The 25,716-nt window shown below is 63.3% G+C and carries 11 protein-coding genes; 1 reads left to right on the top strand and 10 read right to left on the bottom strand.

The window, feature by feature from the left end; genetic code table 11:
- Positions 1–132: 132 nt before the first annotated feature.
- The 9 genes from H7F51_RS07475 to H7F51_RS07435 all read right to left on the bottom strand — a co-directional run bounded on the left by H7F51_RS07475 (position 133) and on the right by H7F51_RS07435 (position 18,523).
- Positions 133–1,701, bottom strand: a complete 1,569-nt coding sequence (locus H7F51_RS07475) for an amidohydrolase family protein (protein ID WP_185663623.1) — start codon at positions 1,699–1,701, stop codon at positions 133–135.
- A 77-nt stretch (positions 1,702–1,778) separates the two neighbouring features.
- Complete coding sequence (locus H7F51_RS07470; protein WP_185663622.1) at positions 1,779–2,711, bottom strand: SMP-30/gluconolactonase/LRE family protein; 933 nt, start codon at positions 2,709–2,711, stop codon at positions 1,779–1,781.
- Positions 2,712–2,823: 112 nt separating this feature from the next.
- Entirely contained in the window at positions 2,824–4,164 is a 1,341-nt protein-coding gene (locus H7F51_RS07465; protein WP_185663621.1) for an MFS transporter, read from the bottom strand.
- A gap of 195 nt (positions 4,165–4,359) precedes the next feature.
- The gene (locus H7F51_RS07460) at positions 4,360–5,721 is read right to left on the bottom strand and encodes an alpha/beta hydrolase family protein (RefSeq protein ID WP_185663620.1); all 1,362 of its coding nucleotides are present in this window, start codon (positions 5,719–5,721) and stop codon (positions 4,360–4,362) included.
- Between the two features lie 37 nt (positions 5,722–5,758).
- Positions 5,759–9,007 carry a TonB-dependent receptor domain-containing protein gene (locus tag H7F51_RS07455; protein WP_185663619.1) on the bottom strand — a complete coding sequence of 1,083 codons (3,249 nt, stop codon included), beginning with the start codon at positions 9,005–9,007 and terminating at the stop codon, positions 5,759–5,761.
- 147 nt (positions 9,008–9,154) lie between these two features.
- Complete coding sequence (locus tag H7F51_RS07450; RefSeq protein ID WP_185663618.1) at positions 9,155–10,132, bottom strand: FecR family protein; 978 nt, start codon at positions 10,130–10,132, stop codon at positions 9,155–9,157.
- 11 nt (positions 10,133–10,143) lie between these two features.
- Positions 10,144–10,680 (bottom strand): RNA polymerase sigma factor, encoded by a 537-nt coding sequence (locus H7F51_RS07445; protein WP_185663617.1) that lies wholly within the window; start codon positions 10,678–10,680, stop codon positions 10,144–10,146.
- A 503-nt stretch (positions 10,681–11,183) separates the two neighbouring features.
- Positions 11,184–13,217 (bottom strand): response regulator, encoded by a 2,034-nt coding sequence (locus H7F51_RS07440; protein ID WP_185663801.1) that lies wholly within the window; start codon positions 13,215–13,217, stop codon positions 11,184–11,186.
- Positions 13,217–18,523, bottom strand: a complete 5,307-nt coding sequence (locus H7F51_RS07435) for a HAMP domain-containing protein (RefSeq protein ID WP_343061243.1) — start codon at positions 18,521–18,523, stop codon at positions 13,217–13,219. Before H7F51_RS07435 ends, H7F51_RS07440 begins: the two co-directional genes overlap by 1 nt.
- Before the next feature lie 572 nt (positions 18,524–19,095).
- Between H7F51_RS07435 and H7F51_RS07430 the strand changes: the two genes are divergently transcribed.
- On the top strand, positions 19,096–22,560 hold the full coding sequence (locus H7F51_RS07430) for an autotransporter outer membrane beta-barrel domain-containing protein (RefSeq protein ID WP_185663615.1): 3,465 nt from the start codon (positions 19,096–19,098) through the stop codon (positions 22,558–22,560).
- A gap of 230 nt (positions 22,561–22,790) precedes the next feature.
- On the opposite strand, the gene H7F51_RS07425 is transcribed toward H7F51_RS07430, so the two are convergent.
- Positions 22,791–25,643 carry a TonB-dependent receptor gene (locus H7F51_RS07425; RefSeq protein WP_221774051.1) on the bottom strand — a complete coding sequence of 951 codons (2,853 nt, stop codon included), beginning with the start codon at positions 25,641–25,643 and terminating at the stop codon, positions 22,791–22,793.
- Between the last annotated feature and the right edge of the window lie 73 nt (positions 25,644–25,716).

Here is a 25,716-nt window from a genome sequence, read left to right as displayed (position 1 = left end):
CGCGCCCAGAATGGCTGGTTCAAACGGGGCAGCCAGCCGGAGCCGTCGATCCGATACGGACCGCCCTTCGCCGGGAAGACGCGATCAGGTGACGCTGCGCCGAGCAGGGCAACCTTCCCTTCTTGCCTTACGTTAGAACCTGCTTCGCGGCGCGGAATAGACATTCTTGCCGCCGACGAACGTGGCAAGCGGCCTGGTTTCAAGGATCCGCTTTTCCGGGACTGTCATCAGATCCTGATTGAGAATCACGAAATCAGCAAACAACCCGGGGACGATGCGTCCTTTGACATTCTCCTGGAACGTCGCAAACGCGGAATTCGAGGTGAACAAGCGGAGTGCCTCCAGCCGGGAAATTCTCTGTGCGGGAGCGATTTTCTTCCCCTCCCGGTTCAAACGGGTGACGTAGAAATAGAACGACAACATCGGATTATTGGGAGTGCGGCTGGCTGGGCCTGGCCCGCCATAATCGCTGCCGCCAACGACCACCAGATTGCGGTCCAGCAATTCGCGGATCGGGCTTTGCCGCCCCATTCGGCCAAGAGACGCCGGGATCGAAGCGGCAGGCGCGATGCCGGCGTCCTGCACCGAAACGATCAGACCCAACTTCTCCATCCGCTTCATCTGAAGCGGCGTCGCAAAGGGAACATGCTCGACAGACCAGCGCTTGCCTTTCAGCGAAGCGTCCCGATCAGCCGCCTCGAAGGCGGCGAGCGTGATATCCGTGGCCGTGTCGGCCCCAAGCGCGTGTCCGGTACTGGGGGCAACGTGCGTGGCCGCGCGCCAGCCAATGCGATTCAGCTCGCGGACGAATGCCGTGAATTGAGCCGCCGACATGGTGCCTGCCCATGGCTCCTCGCTGGACGTTTCGACCTGCAACCACGCGTCGGTCATTGGTGGTCGCTTCAGTGCAGCCAATTGAGGAATGGAATTTTCCTGATCGGGATATTCCATGCCGATCGAGAAGCGAACCGTCAGCTGGTTCTCGCGCCGCATCCGTTCCAGTGCGGCAAGCCCCGATGGCCACAGTGCCAATTCGCGAATGCTGGTGATCCCGAGCGCGTTCCGCTCGGTCATGGCGTCCTTCACCAGCTTGTCCTCCTCCGCCGATGTCATTGGAGGCAGCAGGACCTTGATCATTTGAACACTCGCGGGAAAGCCGGGCGTCTCGCCGGTCGGCTCGCCGGACTTGTCGACCGGGACAGCCTCGCCGCGCCAGCTTGGCTGCTGCTGCGAAATGCCGAGGCGGGCCAGCGCCGCGGTGTTGAGCATGCCGGCTCCCCGCCGGTTGGCGATCAGCGCGATGGGGACGGTCGCCGAGATCGCGTCGAGATCGGCGCGCGTCAGGCCGGGTTTCACCGACCAGCCGATCGTGGTGTACACAACAGTACCCGGAGCGGCCTTCTCGACGGCTGCGCGAAGCCGCGCCACCAATTCCTGCCGCGATGCGACCCCGACCATGTCGATGCCGCGAACCAGATACCTGCCGGTATTCCAGAGATGGTCATGGCTGTCGTTCAGGCCGGGAATAACAGCCGCGCCGCCAAGGTCTATCCTGCGCGTCGACGGGCCTGCCAGTGCCAGCACCTTCGCATCACTTCCGACCGCCACGATGTGATCGCCCTCGACCGCGAAGCCCGATTGCATGCCCAGCATCCGGTCCACGGTATAGACCTTGCCGTGATAGTAGATTGCATCAGGCACGTTGCCATGCGGCTGAGCGCCAGCTCCCGCACCACAGGCGAGAATTGCCGCAGCCAAAGCCGGCCATGCTGCCGTCCTCATTTCCACCGCGTCAGGACACCGGGAGCCAGGGTGCGGATCCGGAAGACCTTGCCTTCTCCCACGGCATACAGGAAACGCCGATCCCGCCCGGCAAAGGCGACGCTCTGCACCCGGACCGGAGCCGCGATATGGCCAAGGCGCCTGCCGTTGCTGCCGATCACTTCCACGCCCGTCCGCGTCGCCGCGTAGAGGCGCCCCTGGTTATCGACCGCGAGGCCATCGCCCGCCACCTCCGCGAAGACGCGCTGGCGCGCGAGAACGCCAGGCGCCACGATGTCGAACGCGTCGATGTGGCTGCCGTTGACCGCGTAGAGGGTCTTCTCGTCGGGGCTCAACTGAATGCCGTTCGGTTCGGCCACGCCATCGCTCAAGCTGAAAATCTTCCCGCCGGGTGAACGATAGAGCAACAGCGGCTTTCGCCCCGGCGGAGGCTCACGGAATGCGAAACCGGGCTTCGGCAGCGGATCCGTGAAATAGATCCCCCCCTTCCGGTCGATCACGAGATCGTTGGGCTTGACGAGGGGCTGCGCGTTAAAGGAGGCAACGAGCACCGCTCGCCGCGGCGCAAGGGTGCCAACCATCGGATCTTGCGACTGGGCCGACACGAGCCGGCCGCTCCGATCGATGGCCAACCCGATCGATCGATTGGCCTTGTCGAGATAGAGTGTGCTCTTGCCGTCCAGATCCAGGTGAATGATGCGATCGGCATTCTGCTCGCAGAACAAGACGCTTCCGTCGGGCATTCCCACCACGCCTTCGGTGCCTTTGAAGCCTTCGGCGACCAGTTCGAGCGTCGCATTTGCAGCGATCACGCCGCGGATGCCCGTTGCCTGCGTCATTTGAACTTCGGCTGGCGCCGGTTCGGCAGCGGCCAGCAACGATGCTTGGACACTGAGACACATGCCAAAGATCAATACAGTACGACGCATGCTGTCACTCCAAAATTCGGCAAGAGCCAAACCCGTGCTTTTCGTGAAAAACGGCCATCACCGGCACCGGATATCGACCGGTTACTACAGCGATTGAAGAAGATGATTTTCCCTATTGGACTGCCATGCGGCTTTGCCGGCGCTTCCAGGTGAAGAAAAAGACATTCATGATCGTGAAGTTGATCAGGATCACGCAGATACAGACGTATAGCCCCAGCGCAGGCCCGCCGGTCAGGTCTATCAACCAGCCGAATACGAGCGGAGCCATGAAGTTGCTGAGCAGGTTGCCCGACATGATCAACGAGGTGGTCTTCGCAATTGTCTGCTTGCCTACCACCATGTCGCACGATGGCCAGAAATTGACGAAGAACCCCGTGCTTCCCGCCTGCACCATCGCAAGACACAGCATCGCCGTGACAGGACCTGTCGCGATCGAGAACAGCGCGACGCCCGCGAGAGCCACCAGCAGCGGAATGACGCAGTGCCAATGCCGTTCTCGCGTCCTGTCGGCGTGGGCCGACCAGAAGTAGGCAACCAGCCCCATGACAAAATACGGCCCCATGGCCAGGAAGCCGACGGTCTGGTTGCTCGCGCCGTGCGCGGCGGTCTTGAGCAGGATCGGGATAAAGAAGGCGAAGGTCGCGGCAACCCACCCCGCGCAACTGGCGGCGGCAATCAGGGCGATGATCCGACCGTCCTTCAAGGCATGCAGGAATCCCTGCTTCTCCACGGCACCGACGGCCGCCTTCTGCCGCTGATACCGATCGATGTGCTCCGCCATGAAGGTGCGCTCATCCTTCGAAAGCCACGGGGCCTTGCCCGGATTGTCGTACAGCAGGAACAGGGCGAGCAGCGCCCAGGCCACGGTCACCGCGCCTTCGGCCAGGAACAGGGTCCGCCAACCGGTTAGTCCGAACAGGGACTGACCCAGCAGCCAGCCCGCAACCGGGCCGCCAAACACACCGGATGCCGCCACGCCCAGTTGCAGGCCCGCCACTGCCGAACCGTGCTGGTTGCCGGCAAACCACAGGCTTATCAGGACATAGAGGCAGGGAACGTAGCCGGATTCGAAGGCGCCCAAGAGGAACCGGAGCCCGATCAGTTCATACTTGTTGGTCACGAAAGCCTGCAGGATCACGACAATCCCCCAGCTCAGCATGAGCATCGTCAGCCACCGGCGCGCTCCGAATTTCTCGAAGAGCAGCGCATTTGGAACCTGAACGAAAAAGGCGGCGAGTCCGAAGATGCCCGCCGCAAACCCGAAGGCCGTTGCGCTGATCATCAGCTCTTTCGACATGGTGAGCTGGGCATAGCCGATGTTCACGCGGTCGATCTGAACGAACATCTGGCTGACAATGATGTAGGTCAGAAGATGACGTTTGACTTTCGTCAAGGCCCGCTGTTCCGCATCCGCACCAAGGTTTCCAGACAGTAGGCCTGCGTTTGCAGACATTGTATTTCCTTCCTTCCACATCCCACCGAGGACTGCGCCTCGCAGTTCCCTGCGATGGCGAAACGCCCGGAATCCCCCAGCACGATTCCGCTGCCCTGCAGGGCAGCGGAATCTGTTATCAGGCCTAGGGTAGAACACCCTTATTCAGGCGAAACCAGTTAGACCCGGCTTTCGGGCGAGAACGGGCAAGCCGCTTCACTGGAAACGGCCGGGCTTGCTCAGCCAGCCATCGATGTAGTCATAGAGGGTCTTGACCGTATCGCCGTAATAATCGGCCGGCAGCCCCTTTGCCGCCGCGCATTCGGTGCACGGCCGGAAGCCATGGGTGGCTCCTTCGACATAGGCAACCGTCTTGTCCTGGGACTTGGTAGCCCGCGCCCGCGCTCCTTCGACGAAGGAATATTCGTAGGAACCGGTCAGGCCCATCTGCAGCAACGGCTTGGAGATGCCCGGGACGTTGTTGTAGGTCGCGCCATAGCTCGAATTGAAGTCGATGCCGTGAAAGCCGGTCTCGTCGTAGCCATAGTCGGGCAAGGCGCGGATCGCGAAGGTCGAGAGGAACGTCTTGACCGTGGTTTCCAGCGTATTCTCGAGAAGCGGGGTCGGCGAGGCCGTCCCGTGAGGCACCCGCACGGTCGGCACCACCCCGGTCGTCATCCGCCCACCCGCGTGCAGAAGGGGATAGGAACCCTGGGTGCGCGATAGCAGGCTGACATCTTGGTTGTTGAGCTTGTTTTCGTCGGGCACCGCGCCCGCCACAATGAACGGCTCGTCATCCTTGAACCGGCCCTTGCCGGCCTTGATCAGCGCAAGGCGGGCCTGCGCCTTGGCAATCAGGCGGTTCATCCGGCTGGCCTGCGCGGCAAAGAAACGGGCCTTGAATTCGGGGCTGTAGGTCGAGCCGGCCGGATTGAAGCCGTTGGCCGGGTTGTACATGTCGAGCGAGGGATCGACCTTGGTGCTGTCCTCGTCATCGATGATCGAAGGGTCGATGCTGATCATGTTGGATCCCGGCATGCCCATCGAGGAATCGATCAGCATCACGCCGTCTGCTGCCGGCAGGTTCGCCAGCGTGTCGGGACAAGGGATCAGTTTTGCGGGATCCTGGCAGACCTTGACCCCGTTCTCGGCGATGTTCTGATAGGCGGCCATCATCGCGCCGCCGCCCGAATGGCCGAAGATCACCACTTTTTTCGCCCACGGCTGCTTGCGCAGCCATTCCATGCCCGCCTTGACGTTCAGCGTCAGGCGGTCCTGGTTCATATCGCCGATCAGTCCGGTCTTGGACGAGGACGCATTGGCGCACAGCGCGCGATAGCCCCTGCTGGCAAGTTGCATGCAGGTGTTGGTCGGCCGGGGCGCGAGATAGTCGCCAAGCGGGTGCATGGCAAAGATCGTGATGTCTGCCTTGGGCCCCGGCGCCACCGGCTCGTACAGCACGGCGGGTTGGCCCTGAGCGAGCCAGACGAACGTCTCCTTGTATTCGCCCGCTACGGCCGGTGTGGCACAACAGGCACTCGCGGCAAGCACCGCAAGGCTGAAACGCTTCGAAACCATGTGTCTCTCCTGAATTTCTATGCTTGTCTGCGCGGCCTTACCAGCGGGCCCGAAGGCCCAGGCGGAAGTAGCGGCCGATCGGATTGTCCCCGAGCACGAACCCGCCGCCATTGAGGCCAGGCGCATTCGCAAGCGGATAAGAGGCCGCGATCGGCGCCATCTGATCAAACACATTGGCGACATTGAGGTACAGGGTCGCGCGGCCATTCAGGACCGCCGGCACCTTGTAGGAGACGGTCACGTCCGAGAAAGTGACGGCGGGCGCGCCCGCGTTCGCTTCTTCGAGCAGCGTAGGATCGGGGCTCTGGTGCATCTTGCCGCGAAACCGCGTCTGCCAATCGAGCGCGAGGTGATCGGTCGGCTCGAAATGTATGGCAGCCGTCATCCGCAACTTGGCACTGGCCTGAGACCCGGCCGGCGCGCCAAGCGCCCCGGCGAAGTCCTGTGTCTTGGTTGCGGGCTGCTTGAGGACAAGGTGCGGCTGATAGCTGACCAATCCGCGGAAGGTGAAGGGCCGGCCCGCGATCCTCGTGCTGAAGTTGGTCTCGAAATCGATCCCCTTGGTGCTGAGTTCGGCGATGTTTGCCGGAAGCGCGAAATATCTGGTGATCGCGTTCGTCGCCGAAGTATCGGTCAGCGGCCCCGGGCGTTCCTGCAGCGTGCAGTAGAGGGCATTGCCGTCATAGCAGGTCTGCTGCGTCACCTGATCGACGCCGCTGAGCGTCGTGATAAAGTCGCGCACCTTGATGTTGTAGTAATCGACCGAGAAGCTGAACTGGGACCACGGCTTGATCACGATGCCCAGCGTCAGCGTGTCGGCCTTTTCCGGCTTGAGGTTCGGGTTGCCGCCGTTCACCAACGCGGGCTGCGTATTGGTGCCGGTAAGCTGCCGCCCGGTCAGAAAATCCGTGAAGGCGTTGGAAAAGGTCGTGCCGTTGCTCCGGTACAACTCGAACAGGTTTGGCGCACGGATGTCGCGAGAGCGTGTCGCCCGCAACCGCACGCTATCGTTGATCTCCCAGTCGATGCCGACCTTCCAGGTCCTCGCTTCAAATTCGTTGTGCAGCGCGGGCTTGGTCAGGTCGGGATTGCCGGTGGCCCAATACTTGGCATAGCGCCCGGCAAGATTGAGGCTGAGCGACTGCGCCAGGAATGCATCCTTCAGCAGCGGCACGTCGGCTTCGAGCGCAGCCTCGGCAACGTCGATGTGCACCGGCGGGCGCGGTGCCACGCCGCCGTTGTACTGCGGCGTGCCAACGTTGGTCGCCGCGACAGGCGTGCAGTTGTAGCGCAGGCCAGTGCAATCGAGCGGAGCGTAATCGACCGTCTGGTTGGTGCTTTCCGTTTCAAGCCCTTGCCGGCGCCACTCACCCGAAAAGGCCAGCGCCACTGGTCCCGCCCAGAGGTCGAAGGGCTTGCCGGTCATGCTGCCGCTGATGTCGTCCATCGGCAACTTCGTGACGAACATGCCCTGGCGGCGCACATAGTCGATCGCCTCCTGAGATTCAGAACCGGTCCCGAACACGTTGATCGGCACGCAGCCCGGGTACAGGCCGGGATTGGTCAGGGTAACGTTGCAGACGATCTGGCCATTCACTGGGTTGACGACAGCGTCAGTCGCGGCGAAGAACCGGCCATTGGCAAGAGTGAAGTTGCTGTAAGTCGTCAGCTCCACATCACTCTTGGTATATCCCAGCTCCCACTTGTATCCGTCACCGAAGCTGCCCTCAAGGCCCGCGCTCCAGTATATCGTCTTCGTGGTGTTATCGATGTTGGACTTGGGCATGTGATCACCCGGTCCATACTTCTTGGAGAAGTTGAAAGTCGTAATGCCGGCATTGAGAAACTGCTGGCGCGCGTCGGCATAATCGCGCGCGAAATAGGCGTTGTTCACGCTGAACACGATCGAGTTGCTGTTGACATCGCCGTAAAGGTTGAAGGTGTGATCGCGCGTATATGCAAGCGATGTGTAGAAGTGCACGTTGTCAGCCACGTCGTAGTCGAACCGGCCAAATGCCTGCAGGATGTCCTGCTCGGGCTTGAGCGTCGTCCCCGTATCGTAGATGCCGTCGCCGCCGATCTGGATCGCGCTGCTACCCGGCACCGTCGCGCCGTTGACGAACGGCCTCAGCGGGCTGCCCACGCCATCGAAGGTGTAGTTCAGCAGCGGGTTGGTGCGCTGCGCCGTATTGCTCGGGCCGACGATCTTGCCGCCATAGGTCCACGCCGTCGCGTTTGCCCCCGACACCAGGTAGAACGGCACGCAATTGGCCGAACCCACCCCGTTCGGGCAGCCATTGCCCTGCACCGTCCAGCGGCCCAGGAACTGCGCCCGCGCGTTGCGGTCAAGGATCCCGTTGTCATGGAGGTTCTGGACGCTTGCCTCGATGTGGCCGCGGCCGCCGAACAGGTTTGCCCCGGCCGCGCCGCCAATCTGGTAGGTTCCCGCATCGCTGCGCTGCGACAGACCGCCCTGCAGGTCAAGCTTCAGCCCGGTGAACTTGCGATCGGTAATGAAGTTGACGACGCCGCCGATCGCGTCCGATCCATAGACCGCCGAGGCGCCGCCCGTCACCACGTCAACGCGCGAGAGGAGCAGTTCGGGCACGGTGTTCGCATCGACCAGCCCGTCCTGCTGGGTCGGCGGCACACGATGGCCATCATAGAGGATCAGTGTGCGGACCGGCCCCAGGCCCCGCAGGTTCAAGGCGCTGATCTGGCCGCTGTTCGCACCGTTTCCCGTCGGGTTCGAAGATGTCCCGCCGCGAGAACCGGCAAAAGCCGGAACGTCGAGCAGAGCCTCGAACACAGTGGCTGGTTTCGCCGCCTTGAGCTGATCGACGCTGACGATCGTCACCGGCGTCGGCGAATTGTTTCCATTGGTCAGTCGCGATCCCGTCACGACGATGTCGGCCTCGGGTTCAAGCGGCGCAGCCGCTTCCGGCTCGCTGTCCGCCACGGGTTGCACCGCGGCGGGCTGGGGCCGGCGGGGCCGTGCCTGAGGGCGGGCCGCGGCGGGCTGGGCGGCCTGTGCCGTCACCAGCAGGGTTCCGGCCCCGTTCTTGGTAAAAGTGAGATGAGAACCTTCGAGCAGGTCGGCGAGCACCTTTTCGGCATCCGCCCGCCCCGCAAAGCCCTTCGTGCGCTTGTTGGCGACGAGGCGCGCATCGAACAGGATCTCTCGATCACTCTGGCGAGCAAATTGCTGCAGGCTCGCTTTCAGGTTTCCAGGCGAAATGTTGTACTGGCGGACTTCCTGCGCATGGGCACCGGAACTGACAGCCACGATAGCAACGGCACAAGAAGACAGGAAAAGTCCTCTGTGCACACCGTTCAGGAATTTCGTCACGTATTCTCCCGTCACAAACTTTTTGTTAGTGTTACGGGGCAAGACGGATAAAATCGAAGATCCCACGGACCCTGCAAAAAAACTTTATCGGCGAACCAGCTCCACGTCGCCCGCGGATGTGATTTTCGCCCGGATCGGGTAATAACTGGTCAGCGCGGCGACGAAATTTTCGGGCTGGGCGGTCCTGAACGATCCGTTGACCACCAGCGACTGCAAGCTGGGATCAGCGATCGAAATCGGATGGTCGGTATACCGGTTGATCTCGCTGATAGCCTCAGCCAGCGGCTTGTCCTCGAACTGGACCCGGCCCTCCAGCCAAGCGGTCTCCACCTTGGCGTCCGACTGCGTCACCGTGACCGACCGATTGACATGGTCGGCAACCAGGCGCTGCCCCGCCACCAGCGAGAACACCTGTTGATCGCCATGCGCCTGAACGGCCGGCCGCACATTCACCTTCCCGTGGACCATGGTCACCTCGAGGTCGCGTGGCCCGGTCCGGATGTTGAACGCCGTGCCGACCGCGACAACCTCCTGCGAGCCGACGGTTACCACGAACGGACGCCGCTCGTGCGCCACCTCGAACATCGCCTCGCCGGCCTTCAGCGTCAGCGAGCGCGTCATAATGCCGTACTGGACCGCAAGTTCCGACTTGGAATTGAGCACCACTTCCGACCCGTCCTCGAGTTGGATGGTCGACTGCTTGCCGGCTGCGGTACGATAGACGGTCACCGGTCCTGTCAGGCCGGAAACGGTGCTCAGTGCCAGCACGCCAACACCGCCGACAATGCAGATCGCCGCGGCGACCTTCCACCTGCGCCTCACCCGTTCGCCCGCCGCCACGGTCGCCTTTTCCGTCAGCGCGCGAAGCCGGGGGTCGAAGCGTGCGGCCCCCTTGAGGAGACTGATCCTGGCGTGGAGGTTCTCCATCGCACCAGCATTTTCCGGGGCCTCGGCCCACCATCGAGCGAAGGCTGCCCGGTCCTCCTCGCTGCAAAGCGGCGAGCGCAGACGCGCGTCCCATCCTTCGGCATCGACTGGCTCGCCTTCCGCGGCGGCCTGCAAGTTCCTGATATTCATAGCTCCACCACATCCCGGAGGTATCTGTTAGCTCGGGCGATATGATCCTCGACCGTTCTTATCGCGATCCCCAGTGCACGACCGATTTCGCCGTGGGTCTTCTCTTCGAAATGATAGAGGATGAAAATGGCTTGGGTCCGGCTCGGCATATCCTCCAGCGCCACGATCAGCCGGTTGAGTGCATCGCGCCCGAGAATGACGCGCTCCGGCGTTGCTCCCACATCCAGAAGCGTCTCGTCGATGGGATCGTGCAGACCGAATGCGCGGCGCGCCTGGCTGCGGCGCCAATCCATCAGGACCGAAGAAGCCGACTGAAAAATGTATCCATCGACGTTCGCGATCTCATGCAGATTCTGCCTTCTTGCCAGGCGGAGGAACACCTCCTGCACGAGATCTTCCTGATGGTCCCCCGGCGGCAGGCGCCGCCGGAAGAACGACAGCAGCGCTCGTCTGTAACGCTTGGACCAGGTTGCCAGGAATACTTTGCCGAAGGCATCCTGATCCATGCTCTCGTGGCTCGGATCCGATGCCATTCAGTCCCTCCATTCCCCAGCGTGAATAGGGTCTGGATCAACGTCGTGTAAAGCGGTGTCGATGGCCGCGCCGGCCTGCAAGGCCGCGATCACCATGCGCGATCACCTTCCCGGACCTCAAATTCCGCCGCGAGTGCGGCTTTCGTCGGCACGAAAGCGACAATCATGATTGTCGCCATGGCATTGGGCGCAAATTTCACCACGACTCTCCCGCACCGAACTTATGGACGCGCTCGCAATTTTTTGACGATCAATTGTGCACGTTGATTGCAAGACGCCTGATCAGGCTCGACCCACGGGCTGGCGCAATTATTTCGAAATATGCGGCGCGAACCTGATGCCGCCGCCCAGCCTCCTCGGAGAGACGTCAGCCCACCCGCACTCGGTGATCCGGGCCACGGCATCACGCTTGAATGCATCGCTGAAAGTGGGCTTAGCCATCATCGCCTCCGGTCCTCAAAATCGGGATCGAAGGCGTCGGGAAATCCAGGGGGCTGAGGTCGCTAATCCCGCTCCCGCAACAATGCATCAAACTCCGCTTCGCTCACAGGCTTTTGAAGGACCGGGATGGTCCGGTCAGAGGTCGAAGGAGCATTATTGGAATAACCGGTCATCAAGACGAAGCGTAGATCAGGGCGCAGGTGTCGGGCACGTTCAATCGTCTGAAGACCATTGAGGCCTGGCATCGCATAATCGGAAATGACCATATCAATCGTAAAATTTGGCTCGGCAATGCACTCCAGCGCCTCGGCGCCATTGCTCGCCTCAACGACCTCGGCGCCCAAGGCCCGCAGTTGCTCCGCGACGATCGAGCGGACAGTCGGCTCATCGTCCACGACCAGGACACGGCGCACCACCTGCTTCCCTCGCTCGGTTTCGGGCATGATCGAGGCCTTATCTGCCCGCCCGTGGCGGACCGCAGGAAGGAAAATGCGCACCACCGTTCCCGCGCCCTCCTCACTGCTTATGTCAATGGCTCCGCCGGATTGTTGGATAAAGCCCATTACCATCGACAGACCCAACCCCGTCCCCTTGCCGAGCGGCTTTGTCGTGTAGAAGGGTTCGGTAATCCGGTTGATCAATGCAGCGGGAATGCCGATGCCGTCGTCGCGCACCTCGATGCACAGGAAAGCAGCGCCTTCAGCCATGGACCTCTCTGCAGCCTCGTCCGGAGAGGCCGGCCGGGTGGTGATCTCGATCTTGCCCCCGTCAGGCATGGCATCCCGGGCATTGATCACCAGATTGACCAAGGCGAGCTCGAGTTGCGAACGATCGGCAAAAAATGCGAGATCGTCGCAGGCACATTCCCACTCGAGCGTGATCGCAGCACCCAGCGTCTGTTCGACCAGCCCCGAAACGGTTTCGCACAGTTCGGCCGGAGAAACCCGGACCGGCACAAGGTCCTGCTTGCGGGCGAAGGCCATCATGCGCCTGACAAGGTCGGCGCCCTTTTCGGCTGCAATCCGCATTTGCGCTATGAGACGCTGCCCGTTCTCGTCGAGGCCTACCTTGCGCTCGAGTAGCCGCACACCGCCCAGCACGGCAGCGAGAACGTTGTTGAAGTCATGAGCAATGCCTCCCGTCAGCTGGCCGAGCACTTCCATCTTTCCGGCCTGGACCAACTGCGCTTCGAGCTTCTTGCGGTCGGTAATGTCGAACATCGTGCCCGCCCACCGCACGCCGCCGTCGTCCTGGCAGGCAATCGGCACGCAATGTTCGATGAAATGCCGCAAGCTGTCGTCGCTGCCAATCCAGCGGTATTCATTCGAAATGACCTCGTCGGCATAAGCCTCGGCAGCGCTGCTCAGAGCCAGCAGATCATCGACGCAAATGCGATCTTCCCAACGAAGCGTCCCGGCTTCGAGCGCCGGCGCATCAACCCCTGCCAGCCGCGCCAGGTCCCCCGCGATGAACTCGCGCACCAGCATCCCGTTTTCGCCGGGAACCGCTTCGAACAAGGCAAGCGGCAATGCGGCCACGATCGCTGCCTGCCGGGCGCGGGACGCGCTCAACTCGCTTTCGATCTGGAGCCGCTCCAGTTGGGCGCGGAAGCTCTCCTCACGCAGGGCCTGCTCCGCTCGGCTTTTCGCCTCGATGCGCTGGCGCATGTTATAAAGGTCCACGAACACGCTGACCTTCGAGGCGAGGACGACCGGGTCGACCGGCTTGAACACATAGTCCACCGCGCCCATCGCATAGCCGCGCATCATGTGCTCGGTTTCCTTGTTCACGGCCGACAGGAAGATGATGGGGATGCGGGCGGTTTGCTTGCGCTCGCGGATCAACTGCGCGACCTCATAGCCGTCCATGCCCGGCATGAACACGTCGAGCAGGACCACCGCGAATTCGCCGAGCAGGAGGTGCCGCAAGGCCTCCCGCCCCGAGGCCGCCGTCACAACCTCCGCGATGTCCTTCACCACATGCGACAGGGCGAGCAGGTTACGCTCGTCGTCATCGACCAACAGGATCCGCGCGGGAACGACCGGGAATTCGGCCGAACTCTCGGCGGAAGACCGAGCGAAATCCTTCGCTCCCATCACGCGGCCCGCTTGCCGCGGGACGAGGAGCCGGCCGTTGACGGGCTCCGGCTCCGGCCAATCCAGACCCGCAAGAGCGCAAGCAGCAGATCGATATCGACCGGCTTGGATATGTAGTCCGACGCCCCGGCATCGAGGCATTTCTGCCGGTCGCCCTTCATTGCCTTGGCCGTCACCGCTACCAGCGGAACGTCCGCGATGGCCGGTGAGCGACGGATTTGGCGCATGGTCTCGTAGCCATCCATCTCCGGCATCATGATGTCGATCAGGGCGACATCGATCCCGGACATGGTTTCCAGCAAGCGGATGCCTTCGGCGCCGCGCTCGGCGTGGACTACCTCGACATCGTGGGATTCCAGCACGCTGGTCAGCGAGTAGATGTTCCGAATGTCATCATCGACAATGAGAATACGGCTGCCGACGAGGCCGGTCTTGCCGCCAACTTTGCTCCGGCCGGACTTCTTCTGTGGCTTGCGCCGCGGCGGCGCGTTGGCCGGGTCCTTGGCGATGGATTCAAACACATTGCAAAGCTCGTCGCGCCCGGCCGGCTTTTCCAGCACGGCGGCCGCGCCCAGCGTCAGCGCGTGGGCGGCCTGCTCCGCCCCCGAAATGACATAGACCGGAATGTCGCAGGTATCAGGTTCGTGCCGCAGAAGGTCGAGCAGCACAAAGCCATCGATGTCGGATAGACCAAGATCAAGGGTAATCGCGCTGGGCCGTAGCTTGCGCACCATGGCAACGGTCCCCGAACCGGCAGACGAAATGACCCCCTTCAGGCCCGACTGATGCGCCAGTTCGAGCAGGATGCTGGCGAATGCCGGGTCATCCTCGACAATCAAGACGAACGGCGTGTCGTTCAGGTCGTCGCGATCGTCCACGGGGGCGTAACTGGCTGGCGGGTCGGCGCTGGCGGCAATGCTGCCCATGAGGCTGGCCGGTGCTATCAGCGGCTTCATCGGCACATAAAGGGTAAACACCGACCCCTCACCGGACACTGACCGGACTTGCAGTTCTCCGCCGAGCAGCCGGGCGATCTCGCGGCTGATCGAGAGGCCGAGGCCGGTCCCGCCATACTTGCGGCTGGTCGTGCCATCGGCTTGCTGGAATGCCTCGAAGATGAGCTTCTGCTTGTCTTCCGGAATGCCAATGCCGGTATCGCTGACCGAGATCTCGAGTGCCGTATCGAGATCGCCCAGCACCGGATGGGCAGCGCTCCACCCCTGCGTTGCCGGACGCATCCGGAGGGTGACGCCCCCCATCGACGTGAACTTGAAGGCATTGGACAGCAGGTTGAGGACAATCTGCTGGAGCCGCTTCTCGTCGGTCGGGATTGACTTGGGCAGCGTGTCGGCGAAGTCCACCTCGAAAGCCAGGCCCTTTTCCGAGGCAAGCTGCCTGAACGTGCGCTCCATGTGCTGCTTCATCGCCGCGAACGACATGTCGCCGATCTCGATCGACACCGTGCCGGACTCGATCTTGGAAAGGTCGAGGATGTCGTTGATCAGGTTGAGCAGGTCGGTCCCCGCACTGTGGATCGTGCGGGCGAACTCGGTCTGCTTCTCGTTGAGGTTGCCCTGCTGGTTGTCGGCCAGCAGCTTCGAGAGGATCAGCAGCGAATTGAGCGGCGTGCGCAGTTCGTGGCTCATGTTGGCCAGGAATTCCGACTTGTACTTGGAGGTCAGGGCCAGCTGCTCGGCCTTTTCCTCGATCGCCCGGCGGGCCATGTCGATCTCGAAGTTCTTGGCTTCCACCTGCCGCTTCTCGTTCTCCAGCAGTTGGGCCTTTTCCTGAAGCTGGTCATTCGTGGTGTGCAGTTCTTCCTGCTTGCGGGTCAGCTCGGTCTGCCGCGCCTGCAGTTCCTGGGTCAGCAACTGCGACTGCGCGAGCAGCCCTTCGGTGCGCATGGTGGCCGCAATCGTGTTGAGCACGATGCCAACCGTTTCCATCAGCTGGTTGAGGAAGCTGTGGTGCGTCTCGTTGAACTCTTCGAACGAGGCGAGTTCGATCACGGCCTTGACCTCGTCCTCGAACAGGGCGGGCAGGATGTTGATATTGGCCGGCGCGGCATGGCCAAGCCCAGAGCCGATGCGGATGAAGTCGCCCGGAACCTGGCTCAGCCGGATCGGGCGCTTGTCGGCCGCGGCCTGGCCGATCAGGCCCTCTCGCAGAGCGAACTGCTGCTTCAATTCCTCATGGTTGTCCGCGCCGTAGCTCGCCACCAGGTCGAGCCGGGTGTCGTCGTCCTCACGGCTGGTAACGTAAAACACGCCGTACTGCGCGTTCACCAGCGGGGCGAGTTCCGACATGATCAGGTTTGAGATGGTCGCCAGGTCGCGCTCGCCCTGCAACATGCGGCTGAAGCGGGCGAGGTTGGTCTTGAGCCAGTCCTGCTGGGCGTTCTTGAGGGTCTGATCCTTCAGGTTGAGGATCATCTCGTTGATGTTGTCCTTGAGCGCCGCCATCTCGCCCGACGCTTCCACCGCGATCGAGCGCGTAAGATCGCCCTTGGTCACCGCTGTCGACACTTCGGCGATCGAGCGCACCTGGTTGGTCAGGTTTGCCGCCATCGCGTTCACGTTGTCGGTGAGGTCGCGCCACAGCCCGGCCGCCCCCGGAACGCGGGCCTGCCCACCAAGCCGCCCTTCCACGCCCACTTCGCGGGCCATGTTGGTCACTTGGTCGCCGAAAGTGGAGAGCGTCTCGATCATGCCGTTGATCGTCTCGGCCAGCGCCGCGATTTCCCCCTTGGCGTCGAAGATCAACTTGCGCTTGAGATTGCCCTGCGCCACCGCGGTCACGACATCGGCGATGCCGCGCACCTGGTTGGTCAGGTTGGTGGCCATCAGGTTGACGTTGTCGGTCAGGTCCTTCCACGTACCGCCAACGCCCGGCACCTGCGCCTGACCGCCCAGCTTGCCCTCGGTGCCGACCTCGCGCGCCACGCGCGTCACTTCCGAGGCAAAGCCGTTAAGTTGGTCGACCATGGTGTTGATCGTGTTCTTGAGGGCAAGGATCTCGCCCTTCACGTCGACGGTGATCTTCTTCGACAGGTCTCCGCGCGCCACGGCCGTGGTCACGTCGGCAATGTTGCGGACTTGCCCGGTGAGGTTGTCGGCCATGAGGTTGACGTTGTCGGTCAGGTCCTTCCACGTGCCTGCGACCCCGCGGACATGCGCCTGGCCGCCCAGCTTGCCCTCTGTGCCCACCTCGCGCGCCACCCGGGTCACTTCCGAGGCGAAGGAATTGAGCTGGTCGACCATCGTGTTGATCGTGTTCTTCAGTTCGAGAATCTCGCCCTTCACGTCCACCGTGATCTTCTTGGACAAGTCGCCCTGGGCCACTGCCGTGGTCACCTCCGCGATGTTGCGCACCTGCCCCGTCAGGTTGGCCGCCATGGCGTTGACGTTCTCGGTGAGGTCCTTCCACGTACCGCCCACGCCCTCGACCTGGGCCTGTCCGCCGAGCCGCCCTTCGGTGCCGACCTCGCGCGCCACGCGGGTCACTTCCGAGGCGAAGGAATTGAGCTGGTCGACCATCGTGTTGATCGTGTTCTTCAGTTCGAGAATCTCGCCCTTCACATCGACCGTGATCTTTTTCGACAGGTCGCCGCGCGCCACGGCCGTGGTCACCTCGGCGATGTTGCGCACCTGCCCCGTCAGGTTGCCGGCCATGGCGTTGACGTTGTCGGTCAGGTCCTTCCACGTGCCGCCCACGCCCGGAACCTGCGCCTGCCCGCCGAGCCGCCCTTCGGTGCCGACCTCGCGCGCCACGCGGGTCACTTCCGAGGCGAAGGAATTGAGCTGGTCGACCATCACATTGATCGTGTTCTTCAGTTCGAGAATCTCGCCGCGCACCTCCACCGTGATCTTCTTGGACAGGTCGCCGCGCGCCACTGCCGTGGTCACCTCCGCGATGTTGCGCACCTGCCCCGTCAGGTTGTCGGCCATCAGGTTGACGTTGTCGGTCAGGTCCTTCCACGTCCCGGCGACGCCCGGAACCTGCGCCTGCCCGCCAAGCCGCCCTTCGGTGCCAACCTCGCGCGCCACGCGGGTCACTTCCGAGGCGAAGCCGTTGAGCTGGTCGACCATCACGTTGATGGTGTTCTTGAGCTCGAGAATCTCGCCCTTCACGTCCACCGTGATCTTCTTGGAAAGGTCGCCGGAAGCCACGGCGGTGGTCACTTCGGCAATGTTGCGGACCTGCCCGGTGAGATTGCCGGCCATGGCGTTGACGTTGTCGGTCAGGTCCTTCCACGTGCCGCCCACGCCCGGCACACGCGCCTGTCCGCCGAGCCGCCCTTCGGTGCCGACCTCGCGCGCCACGCGCGTCACTTCCGAGGCGAAGCCGTTGAGCTGGTCGACCATCACGTTGATGGTGTTCTTGAGCTCGAGAATCTCGCCCTTCACGTCCACCGTGATCTTCTTGGAAAGGTCGCCGGAAGCCACGGCAGTGGTCACTTCGGCAATGTTGCGGACCTGCCCGGTGAGGTTCGCGGCCATGAGGTTGACGTTGTCGGTCAAGTCCTTCCACGTCCCGGCGACCCCCGGAACCTGCGCCTGCCCGCCCAGCTTGCCCTCAGTGCCGACTTCGCGCGCCACGCGGGTCACTTCCGAGGCGAAGCCGTTGAGCTGGTCGACCATGGTGTTGATCGTATTCTTGAGCTCGAGAATCTCGCCCTTCACGTCAACCGTGATCTTCTTCGAAAGATTGCCCAAGGCGACCGCGGTGGTCACCTCGGCGATGTTGCGGACCTGTCCGGTGAGGTTCGCGGCCATCAGGTTGACGTTGTCGGTCAGGTCCTTCCAGGTCCCGGCGACGCCCCTGACCCGGGCCTGCCCGCCCAGCTTGCCCTCAGTGCCGACCTCGCGCGCCACGCGCGTCACTTCCGAGGCGAAGCTGGCCAACTGCTCGACCATCGTGTTCACGACTTTGCCGATCCGCAGGAACTCGCCCTTGAGTGCGCGCCCCTCGATCTCGACCACCATGCTTTGCGACAGATCGCCCTTGGCGACCGCACCGATGACGCGGGCGACCTCCGTGGTGGGCTGGACCATGTCGTCGATCAGTTCGTTGATCGCGCACAGCGTCAGGTCCCAGTCGCCGACCGCATCGCGAACGCTCGCGCGGTGGCCGATCTTGCCTTCCTTGCCTACGACGCGGGAAAGACGCTGGAACTCCTCGGTCATCCGGCGATTGAGCCCGACGACGTCATTGAAGAGGGCCGCGATCTCCTGGTCCGACCCGTCGCCACTTTCGGGCAGACTGACGGTGAAATCACCGCTGCGCAGCTTGCGCAAGGCGTTCACAAGATCTCGCCGTCCAATCTCGACAACACACGTCGCAGGCTCTTTGCTCACCCGACCCTCCCAGATGCAGCGGAGGGCAATAATCCCCCGGCCTCGCAACTGCCCGAATGGAGTTCAGTTCCGTTTGGCGGAAAATTTCTACTGCCTCGGAACGACAGCAAGTCTTCGATAAGTCGACGTAATTTTTAATTAACCAGCGCCCATTGCCCAAAACTGCGAAAGAACGGAAAAATTGGCAGAGCGCCACTTCAGACGAATGGTCGGAGATCAAGGGCAAGCAATCCTCGCGATCCCAGCCAGTCAAAAGACCAAGAATCCATCAGGTCTGCCGACCAACTCAATCAGTTGATGGTGAGCCCGCCTCTGACGCGACCAATATCGGTTCGAAACCGTCAAGTGCATGAACCTCAAGTGAATTTTTTTGGATCCGGAATGGAACCGGTCCGCCCGTCGCCGGTTGGGACGAAACGGGCGACATGGTCGACCGCACGCACGCAACCACTTCACTGCAAACAACAATTTGATGCCGGTTAACGGCAGGATGCCGCGCATCTCATGAGGGAGAAACTCTGATGAACAGCGTATTTTCCACGCGCCGTAATGGCGCTATTCTTGCTGCTGCCACCTCTATATTCGCGCTTTGCGCCCCTGCCCATGGTCAGAGCGTCTGCACGCAGGGCGGCACGGCGGTGACTTGCACCAACGGCGGCGCCACCGGCACGATCGACGCGACCGCTGCCGTCGGAACGGTGGTCGGCCAGGGCCTGCAATTGAGCGATACGGCGGACCTCAACGCGACACTCGGCGGGGCCATCACCACCAGCCTGGCGGCGCCCAGCCTGATTGCCGTGCCTGTCGGCAACCTGACCATCGCCGCGGGCAGCGGCGGCGGCCTCAACCTGGCCAACACCGGCATCGGCGCAGGGGCGCTACTGGTTGCCGGTACCGGAGCGGTCAACGCCACGCTGGGTTCGATTGCGACGGTGAACGACTATGGCCTGCTCGCCGTCGGCACCGGCGTTACGGCGACGACCGGCGCGATTACCGCGACCAACGTCACCGCCACAGATGTCGTCCTGCCGGTGAGCATCGTCTTCCCGGCTGGCGCCTCGGTCGGCGCGGGCGCGGCGGGCATCGCCACGACCGGCAATTCGACCCTCACCGTCAACGGCAATCTCGGCGTGGCCGGCACCACCAACCCGCTGGTCGGCCTGGTCGCCTATGCCCCGGCGGGCGCGGCGAGCGCCACGGTCAACGGCGGGGTCAATGTGACCACGGCCAATTCGCCGATCGGCGTGGCCGCGATCGGCTCGACCGGCGCGACCGTGCGGGTGACCGGGGCCACCGGCATCACCGGCATCAGCGGCACTGCGCTTGCGGCGATCACTGACACCGGCACGGCGAGCGTGACCTGCGGCGGCGCCGTGACCGCGACGGGCAACGATTCCTCCGGGGTCTATGCCCGCGGGCCGGTCGTCAACGTTTCCTGCGGCAACATCACCGCGACCGGAACCGGCACGACCGGGCTGGAAGCGGCGGGCGGCACTTCGCTCACCGCGACGGTCGGCGCGGTCTCGGCCAATGGCGCGGGATCGACCGCAATCCTGCTCAACGAGACCGGCGTGCTTCCGACCATCGGCACGGTCGACCTGACCGGCGGCAATGTCGCCGCCACCGGCACCGGCTCGGTCGGGGTCAATATCAACGGCTCCTCGATCATCGCGCGCCTCGGCACGGTCAACACGGCCGGTGCCGGCGTGATCCTGAATTCGCCCGGGGCCATTACCCTGACATCCGGCAACATCGCCACAACGGGCGCAACCGCACCGGGCGTGCTGGTCATCGGCGGCGCGGGTGCCGTTTCGTTGACGACCGGGACCGTAACCACCATCGGGACCACCTCCGCCGGGATCAATGCCTCGACCACCAGCGGAAACCTTACGGTCAATTCCGGTCTGATCACCTCGACCGGGCCGGGCCTGATCGCGACCACGGGCAGCGGCAACCAGCTCCTGACCGTGAACGGCGTCCAGTCCGCGGCGACGGGCATTTCCGCGGTCGCCACCGGCACCGGTGCGATCACGGTGACCGGCACGGCGCCCGTCAGCGGCACGGCCGGCTATGGCATTTTCGCGCGCGGTACCACCGGCACCCTCACGGTGAATGCGGCGGGCGCGACCGGCGCCCTGGGGGCGATCAACCTCGCCGACAGCGGCGCCGGGACGATCAACGTCACCCTGACCGGCGGCACGACGACCTCGGCCGGGGCCGACGCGGTCCATCTGGTGACGCTGGGCGCGGACACGGTGACGGTCAATTCGGGCGCGACCGTGACCGGGCAAGGCGCCAATGACGCAATCGATCTGGCCGGTACGCTGGGCAACACGGTCACCATCAACGGCACGGCGAACATGGCCACTGGCGCAACCGGCTATCTCGTCAACGCCGCCGGCGGGGCCACGACCGTTGCGATCGGCGCAACCGGCAATGCTGCGGGCGCCTTCAACCTGACCGGCAATAACGACAGCCTGACCAACGGCGGCACCCTGACCCTCGCCGGGACCAGCAATTTCGGCCTCGGCACGGATGGGTTGAACAACAACGCCGTGCTCAACCTGACCACCGGGGCAACGGTGAACGGGCTCGAGACCCTGAACAACAATGCCTCGGGCACGGTCAACGCTGTCGGCACGACGACCCTGACCGGCACCACCGTCAACAATGCCGGGCAGCTCGTCGCGGTCGGCGGGACGGCCAGCCTCGCCGGCCTTGCCGCCTTCAACAACACCGGCCTGATCACCATGGTCGACGGGGCCGCCAACGACACGCTGACCATCAACGGGCCTTTCGCGGGTTCGGGCGCCTCGCGGCTGGCGGTCGACGTCGATGGCGGGCTCAACACGGCGGACAAGCTGATAGTGAACGGCAACGTCACCGGCTCGACGGTGATCGACGTCAACCTGGTCGGCTCGCCGCTCTACAATCCGACCGGGGTGATCGTGGTCGACAGCACCGGAACGGTCAGCGCTGGGGCCTTCACGCTGGCCCCGGCCGATGCCCAGATCGGCTTCCTCAACTACGGGCTGCGGCAGGTCGGCAACGACACGTTCATCGCGTCCACCCTCGACCCCTCGTTCACCGCCTTGGCGGCCGTGGGCTCGATGGGACAGGACCTGTGGTACCAGTCATTCGACGCTTACCACGACGCGATCATGGGCCGTCATGCCGGATCTCTGGTGACCGGCAGCAATGTCGGCATCTGGGGCCAGCTCTATGAGTCCAAGGATCGCTACGGCGACGATAACCGCACCGCCGTGGTGAACGGCACCACGATCACCTATTCCGACAAGCTGCGCACCCATCGGCGCGGGGCACAGGTCGGTCTGGAATTCCGCGGCACCGGTTTCGTGATCGGGGCCACCGGCGGCTACGAATGGGCGCGCAGCGAAGAGCAACCGGTGACCGCGCGGATCAAGGCGGAGGGCTACAACTACGGCGCCTATGCCCATTTCGGCATGGCCTCGGGGCTTTACGCCGGGGTGCTGCTCAAGCGTGACGACTACCACATCGACTTCGCCAACGATGCGCGGGCTGTCGGCTTCCGCAGCGATGCGCACTCGACCGGTGTCGACGGCGAGATCGGGCTGAAGACCGGTTCCACAGGTTCGATCGCCTTCGATCTCAATGCCGGCCTGTCCTACGTCAAGACGAGCATCGATGCCTGGAACCAGTATGGCCTGAATTTCGACTGGCAGCATGACGAGTCCATGCGCGGCCGCCTCGGCGCCCGGGTGCTCTTCCCCTCGGCTTGGGGCGCGTTCCTTGGCGCCAAGGTCATGCACGAGTTCAAGGATGACGGTTACCTCCATGTCGCCAACACGGCGACCGTGGCGGACATCGACATGGCACAGCGCGGCACCTGGGTGCGGCTGGAAGGCGGCCTGATGGGCATTGCCCGGAAGGGCGTCGAGCTGACGGTCTGGGGCGACCTGGGATCGACCAAGTCGTTCGGCGGCCGGATCGGCTTCGCCTTCTGAAAGGCGGAGAAGTTGGCGGACAGGAAGGGACGGGCCGCAAGGCTCGTCCCTTCCTGGACGATCGATCTTGTCCGGCGATGGTCCACCGGGTTAGCGAATGCCCCGCCCGGCCGGATCTGACCGCACCGGCTCGTGACACCGAACAATGCCACGCTCGAACAACAGGTCCTGGGCGTTCCGCAAGCTCGGCGGAAACCGCACATGCATCATGACCACGGGCCGGATCATGTTCAGAAGGTGTACTTGGCCCCGAAATTGATCTGCCGCCCGCTGTGCGTCAGCACGTTCAGGCGGTTGGTCTCGTCCACGAACTGGTCGTTCTTCGTGTCCGTCAGGTTGATCCCTTCCAGGCTCAGCTTGAGGTGATCGTTGATGGTGTAGGAAACCTGGGCGTCGAAATTCACCGTCTTGTTGGTGCCGTTCCAGGCATTGCCTTCCGTGCCGGGCACGGCGGTCAGGTACTTCGAGCGATAGGCCATCGAGCCACGGACGGAGAACTTGCTGTCTTCGTAGTACAGCGTGGCGTTCGCGGCATACTTCGACAGGCCAACCAGCGGCGCGGTAACGAAAGTGCTGCCATTGGCAGAGGTCAGATACTGGATGTTCGAGCCCACGTAGGTGAAATTCGCCAGCATGCCAAAGTGCGACAGCACGCCGGGCAGGAAGCTGAAGGGCTGCTGGACGTTGACCTCGAAGCCCTTGAGCTTGCCCCCGCTCGAATTGACCGGCTGGCTCACGATGAAGGTATCGGTCGGCAGTACACCGGTGCCGGTCAGCAGCGATTCCGGCAGGCCGAGCGAGGAAAACGGCAAGCCCACGCTCAGGGTCTGGACGAAGGTCCCGATGTTCTTCTGGAACAGCGCCAGCGAATAGATCGCCCCCTTGGCCGGGTAGAACTCGATCGCGACATCGAAGTTGGTGGATTCGGTCGGCTTCAGGTCCGGATTGCCCGAACTGAAAGTGCGGTTTCCGCCCGAGATGCTGAGATTGCCGCCCGGCGTGAGCGAAGCGATGCCGGCACGCGCCAAGGTCTTGGCCGCCGCGAGACGGAGCATCAGCTTGTCGTTGAGGTCGATCACGAGGTTCGCCGAAGGGAGCCAGCGGGTGTATGACCGATCGGCCCCGACCAGGCTGATCGTGCTGCCCTGGCTCGCATAGCCGGTCGAGAACTGCTTGGTCTTCACATAGCGCACACCCGCGTCGCCCCGCACCGGCAGGCCCGAATCCGCAAGATTGAACTCGGCCATGCCCCAGGCCCCGACGTCCTCTTCCTTGACGGTGATGAACGAGCCGCGCGCCGTGGCGTTCTCGATACCGCCGATCGCATAGAGCGGGTTGCCCTGGACGTAGAGGCCGAGGAACTTGTCGAGATCGGGAACGATCCACGCGCTCGGCGTTCCGCCCGGCAGGTTGAGCCCGCGGCCGAAGCCCGAGAACAGCGTGGTCGCGGCCGCGATCTGGTCGGCGGTCAGGGTCTGGACAACCGTTTCAGCCTGCAGGCGGCGCTGCTCGGTGGAATCGTAGGTGAACCGGCGCCAGTCCACCCCGGCCTTGACCTTGAACTGGTCGGTCGCGGTCCACTCCAGCGCGCCCTTCGCGGTGGTGAAGGCATTGTCCACCGTCTGCGGGCGGATGCGGACTTCCGAGGTGCCGTTGGTGAACGTGAAGGTTGCCGGGTTGGAGATATCGACCCCCGGCTTGATCGTCGGGAAGCGGGTCGAGAAGTCGTAGTAGAAGTTGTTCGTATTGGCCGCGTCCAGCGTGACCGTCGTCTGGATGGGATTGCGGAAGGCGGACTTGGAATAGCCGACAAGGCCAGTGAACTTCAGGCGGTCGCCGAACTTCTGTTCGAGGTTGCCGGTCACTTCGTAGAAATCGGTGACAAGCTTGTCGAAGCGCGACTGGACGCGCAGATCAACCGCGTCGAAGGTTCCGCTGATGATGTTGTTGTTCGCATCGACCGTACCGCTGCGGATGATCGTCTGCGGCTTGCCTGCGCCCGAACGACTGAAGCTGATCGCCTGGAACTGCGCTTCCGAACGGGTGCCATCAAGGCGCGAGTAAAGGCCGTCGATGGAAATCAGCGTACTGTCGGCCGGGCGAAACTGGAGAGAGAGCGCCCCGCCGAGACGCTTCTGGTTGATATCGTAGGACACGAGACCCGGAATGCGCGGGTGGAACAGCCCGGTATTGGCGTCGGTGTTGTTGATCTGGGCGATGGTGTAGCCCGGCAGGGTCGAGGCGGCGTTGAACCCGCCCGAACTGGCGATGGGGTTGCCGGCTGTGTCCTTGGTGATTCCGAACCCGCCATAGGTCCACCGCGTGATGTTCGCGCCCTCTTCCTTGAGGCTGCGCTCCTCATAGGCAAGCGACATAAGGACGCCGAAGGTGCCGGCATCGTTCGTTGTCGTAAGCAGGCCGGACAGGCGCGGCTTCACCTTCCTTGAAAGGTCGTTGTAGCTGCCTTGCACCGAGAACGTGGCGGTCGACTTCTTGTAGTCGAACGGGCGCGCGATGGTGAGGTCGACGGTCGCGCCCAGCGAGCCTTCCTCGACGTCCGCCGTGGCGGTCTTGCGCACGGCGAGGCTGTTGAACAGGTCCGACGAGAAGATGTTGAAATCGAACCCGCGACCACGGTTCACACCGCCCGAATTGTCGGTACCGCCAGTGGTGCCGATGGCCTCCATGCCGTTGATGCGGACCCGGGTATATTCCGGGCCGAGGCCGCGAACCGAGATGTTCCGCCCCTCGCCGTTCACCCGGCTGATCGCCACGCCGGGAATGCGCTGGAGCGATTCAGCGAGGTTGAGATCGGGGAATTCCGCGATATCCTCTGCCTTGATCGCGTCGATCGAGGCGATTTCACGGCGCTTCATGCCGATCGCGCTGCTCAGGCTTTCGCGAAAGCCGGTGACGACGATGGCCGGCTCGTCCGCTTCGGACGGCACCTGGGCCGCCTCGCCCGCAGCCTGCCCATCGGCGGCCGGTGCCTGCTGTGCGCGGGCGACTGAGGCGGTCATCGCCGCTGCGGCAACGCCTGCCACCAGCGCGAACTTGAAACCGCGGAATGCGGAATTGGCCATCGGTAATCCCCTCAAGATCGGTATTGCTTCCGTGAACCGGATCGTTGACTGTCCGGACCGATCGTTTGACTAG

The sequence above is a fragment of the Novosphingobium flavum genome, assembly GCF_014230315.1.
Classification (GTDB): domain Bacteria; phylum Pseudomonadota; class Alphaproteobacteria; order Sphingomonadales; family Sphingomonadaceae; genus Novosphingobium; species Novosphingobium flavum.
Note: the sequence above shows the minus strand (reverse complement) of the source record. Positions and strands in the feature narration are given on the sequence as shown.

Bases quoted from the DNA above. Each gene is read 5' to 3' on its own strand.
- H7F51_RS07445 (WP_185663617.1), bottom strand. From the start codon at position 10,680: ATGGCATCGGATCCGAGCCACGAGAGCATGGATCAGGATGCCTTCGGC.
- H7F51_RS07440 (WP_185663801.1), bottom strand. From the start codon at position 13,217: ATGGGAGCGAAGGATTTCGCTCGGTCTTCCGCCGAGAGTTCGGCCGAA.
- H7F51_RS07470 (WP_185663622.1), bottom strand. From the start codon at position 2,711: ATGCGTCGTACTGTATTGATCTTTGGCATGTGTCTCAGTGTCCAAGCA.
- H7F51_RS07460 (WP_185663620.1), bottom strand. From the start codon at position 5,721: ATGGTTTCGAAGCGTTTCAGCCTTGCGGTGCTTGCCGCGAGTGCCTGT.
- H7F51_RS07465 (WP_185663621.1), bottom strand. From the start codon at position 4,164: ATGTCTGCAAACGCAGGCCTACTGTCTGGAAACCTTGGTGCGGATGCG.
- H7F51_RS07430 (WP_185663615.1), top strand. From the start codon at position 19,096: ATGAACAGCGTATTTTCCACGCGCCGTAATGGCGCTATTCTTGCTGCT.
- H7F51_RS07425 (WP_221774051.1), bottom strand. From the start codon at position 25,643: ATGGCCAATTCCGCATTCCGCGGTTTCAAGTTCGCGCTGGTGGCAGGC.